Here is a 2,943-nt window from a genome sequence, read left to right on the forward strand (position 1 = left end):
CTCGCAGGTCGGCCACTGCTCTTTGGGCGTGCGCACCACCACGGTCATCCCCGCGGCATGTTGCGGATCACGCGCTTTAAAAAACTGCGTTAACTGTGCGGTCAGGTCCGCCGCATGGCCGGGCAGCGCGAAGGCCAACAACAACGTGGCCAGCAAAGATAAAGAACTGCGCATAAACGCCTCCTGTCGAGAAGATGGCCTGAGTCTACTCTTCGCGCGAAAAATTCAATGTCAAAAATAGCCGTGATTTTTGCTGCTATTCAGACGATCGCCCTTGCATTTGTCCACTTAAGCTGTCAGCTCGAAATTCTCATTCGCGGAGGAAGCATGCTCGACAAACTCGATGCCGCGCTGCGATTTGGTACAGAAGCGTTAAATCTGCGTGCTCAGCGCCAGGAAATCCTGGCGTCCAATATTGCCAACGCCGATACCCCGGGCTACCAGGCGCGGGATATCGACTTTGCCAGCCAGCTGAGCAAGGTGATGGAAAATGGTCGCGCGGAGGGGAGCAGCATGGCGCTGAAAGTCACCTCTTCACGCCACATCGCTGCTGAAACCAACTCTCAGCCATCCATGGACCTGATGTACCGCATTCCCGATCAACCTGCCGCGGATGGCAACACCGTGGATATGGATCGTGAACGTACGCAGTTTGCTGATAACAGCCTGAAATACCAAACCGATCTCACCCTCATCAGTAGCCAAATCAAAGGCATGATGAGCGTTCTGCAGGGGCAATAACCATGGCATTGCTGAATATTTTTGATATCGCCGGTTCTGCGATGACCGCGCAATCACAGCGCCTCAACGTCAGTGCCAGTAACCTGGCCAACGCCGATAGCGTCACCGGGCCGGATGGCCAGCCTTATGTGGCAAAACAGGTGATATTCCAGACCGATGCCGCCCCTGGCGCGGCGACCGGTGGCGTCAAAGTCGCGGGCGTGGTGAACGATCCTACCCCGGCCAAATTGGTGTATGACCCCGGTAATCCGATGGCGGATGAGAAGGGTTACGTCAAGATGCCAAACGTCGATGTCGTATCAGAAACCGTCAACACCATGTCAGCGTCCCGCAGTTATCAGGCCAACGTCGAAGTGTTGAACACGGTGAAATCAATGATGATGAAAACCCTGACGATGGGTCAATAACGGAGCACGAACATGAGCGTAGCAGTCGGCGTTAATGCCAATCTTGACCCAACGGTACTGAGTTCTTCCAGTTCAACAGGGACGGGAAACAGTGCTCAGGACTTGCAGAACCAGTTCCTGACCATGCTGGTGACGCAGTTGCAGAACCAGGATCCCACCAACCCAATGGACAACAGCCAGCTCACCACTCAGCTGGCGCAAATTAACACCCTGAGCGGCATTGAGAAGCTGAATACCACATTGGGTTCTATCTCAGGTCAGCTCACTACAAGCCAGTCACTGCAGAGTACGACGCTGATTGGGCATGGTGTGATGATTGATGGCAGCCAGATCCTGGTTGGCAGTGGTACCACGACACCCTTCGGTGTGGAGTTGAGTACAGCCTCTACCGCCACCACCGCGACCATCAAAGATTCGAACGGCACTGTGGTTCGCACTGTCGATTTGGGCGCATTGACGTCCGGCGTTCACGCCTTCTCCTGGGACGGCAAAGATGCGAATGGCACGACAGTGGCTGATGGCAAATATTCTGTATCAATTGCCGCCAGTAATGGCAGCACACAATTGGTGGCACAACCGCTTAATTACGCTTACGTGAATGGCGTGAGTACGGTGGATAACACCTCAAAACTGGACCTCGGCACCATGGGCTCCGCCACTCTTGATGAAGTTCGTCAGATTCTCTAATTCAATTTTAGCAGGAGACACGTTATGTCTTTTTCTCAAGCTGTCAGTGGTATGAATGCGGCCTCCAGTAACCTGGATGTCATTGGTAACAACATCGCCAACTCCGCGACCGCGGGTTTCAAATCCAGCACCATTTCGTTCGCGGATATGTTTGCTGGTTCAAATATCGGTATGGGTACCAAGGTCGCTGCGGTTATTCAGAACTTCAACGACGGTACAACGACCTCAACCAGCCGTGGTCTGGACGTGGCACTGAGCGGTAACGGTTTCTTCCGAATGACCGATGCCGCGGGTAGCGTGTACTACTCTCGTAACGGTCAGTTCACGCTGGATGCCAACCGTAACCTGGTGAATACCCAGGGCATGAGCGTCACCGGCTATCCGGCATCCGGTACACCGCCGACGATTCAGACGGGTGCAAACCCGGTGGCATTGAGCGTACCGACGACACAGATGTCGGCGCGCGCGACAACCACAGCAGGTTTGGTTTCAAACTTGAACTCCACAGATAGCGTGCCAACTGTGGCAACCTTTAGCACGTCAGACGTGGATAGCTACAACGCCAAAAGCACCGTCACCGTTTATGACTCGCAGGGTAACGATCACGCACTAGACCTCTATTATGTTAAAGATTCCACCAGCAATAGCTGGACCGTGCATGCCATGGATTCTACGACCGGCGATAATCTGGGCACCTTTAATATGACTTTCAGCACCAATGGTCAGCTGACTTCTGTCACTGATACCGCTGGAGTTACAAACAGCAATGGCACCGTTGCACTGACCTTAAACCCTAACACAACAGGAACCGTTGCCGCCAACGGCGCCGCCGCTAACCAGGTCATCAGCCTGAGCTTATTGGGCAGTGCCCAACAAAATACCGGCACCACTTCATTCGGAAACCCAACGCAGAATGGTTATGCGCCGAGATCCGCAGAGCACACGTCTGAACTCCAGTCACATTCAGAAATCTCGTATGCCGCCTTCTGCTTGAAAAAAAAACACGGAGGTCTTCTTCTGTTGGAATATATCAAACTGCTTTCCAAGGCGCTAGACCGTGTCCGACTGACCGGCGACATGCCGGCTTTATACCAGCAAACGACCGTCC

General features: G+C 53.7%; 3 protein-coding genes and 1 pseudogene. 3 read left to right on the forward strand and 1 reads right to left on the reverse strand.

Features of this window, described 5'->3' with window-relative positions:
- Positions 1–174 (reverse strand): annotated as a pseudogene (locus H7A81_RS27865) (flagellar basal body P-ring formation protein FlgA); the annotation flags it as partial.
- Between the two features lie 153 nt (positions 175–327).
- Between H7A81_RS27865 and flgB the strand changes: the two are divergent.
- Genes flgB through flgD form a run of 3 tightly spaced genes read left to right on the forward strand, consistent with a single transcriptional unit; the run spans position 328 to position 1,835 of the window.
- Positions 328–741 (forward strand): flagellar basal body rod protein FlgB, encoded by a 414-nt coding sequence (gene flgB / locus H7A81_RS26660; RefSeq protein WP_034830667.1) that lies wholly within the window; start codon positions 328–330, stop codon positions 739–741.
- A gap of 2 nt (positions 742–743) precedes the next feature.
- Positions 744–1,148 (forward strand): flagellar basal body rod protein FlgC, encoded by a 405-nt coding sequence (gene flgC / locus H7A81_RS26665; RefSeq protein ID WP_034830669.1) that lies wholly within the window; start codon positions 744–746, stop codon positions 1,146–1,148.
- Positions 1,149–1,160: 12 nt separating this feature from the next.
- A complete protein-coding gene (gene flgD, locus H7A81_RS26670) occupies positions 1,161–1,835 on the forward strand; it encodes a flagellar hook assembly protein FlgD (protein WP_034830672.1) in 675 nt (224 codons plus the stop codon).
- Positions 1,836–2,943: the final 1,108 nt, after the last annotated feature.

The organism is Pantoea sp. ME81 (assembly GCF_903970985.1).
Lineage (GTDB): Bacteria > Pseudomonadota > Gammaproteobacteria > Enterobacterales > Enterobacteriaceae > Pantoea > Pantoea communis.

Coding starts and splice junctions, on each gene's coding strand:
- flgB (WP_034830667.1), top strand. CDS start 328: ATGCTCGACAAACTCGATGCCGCGCTGCGATTTGGTACAGAAGCGTTA.
- flgC (WP_034830669.1), top strand. CDS start 744: ATGGCATTGCTGAATATTTTTGATATCGCCGGTTCTGCGATGACCGCG.
- flgD (WP_034830672.1), top strand. CDS start 1,161: ATGAGCGTAGCAGTCGGCGTTAATGCCAATCTTGACCCAACGGTACTG.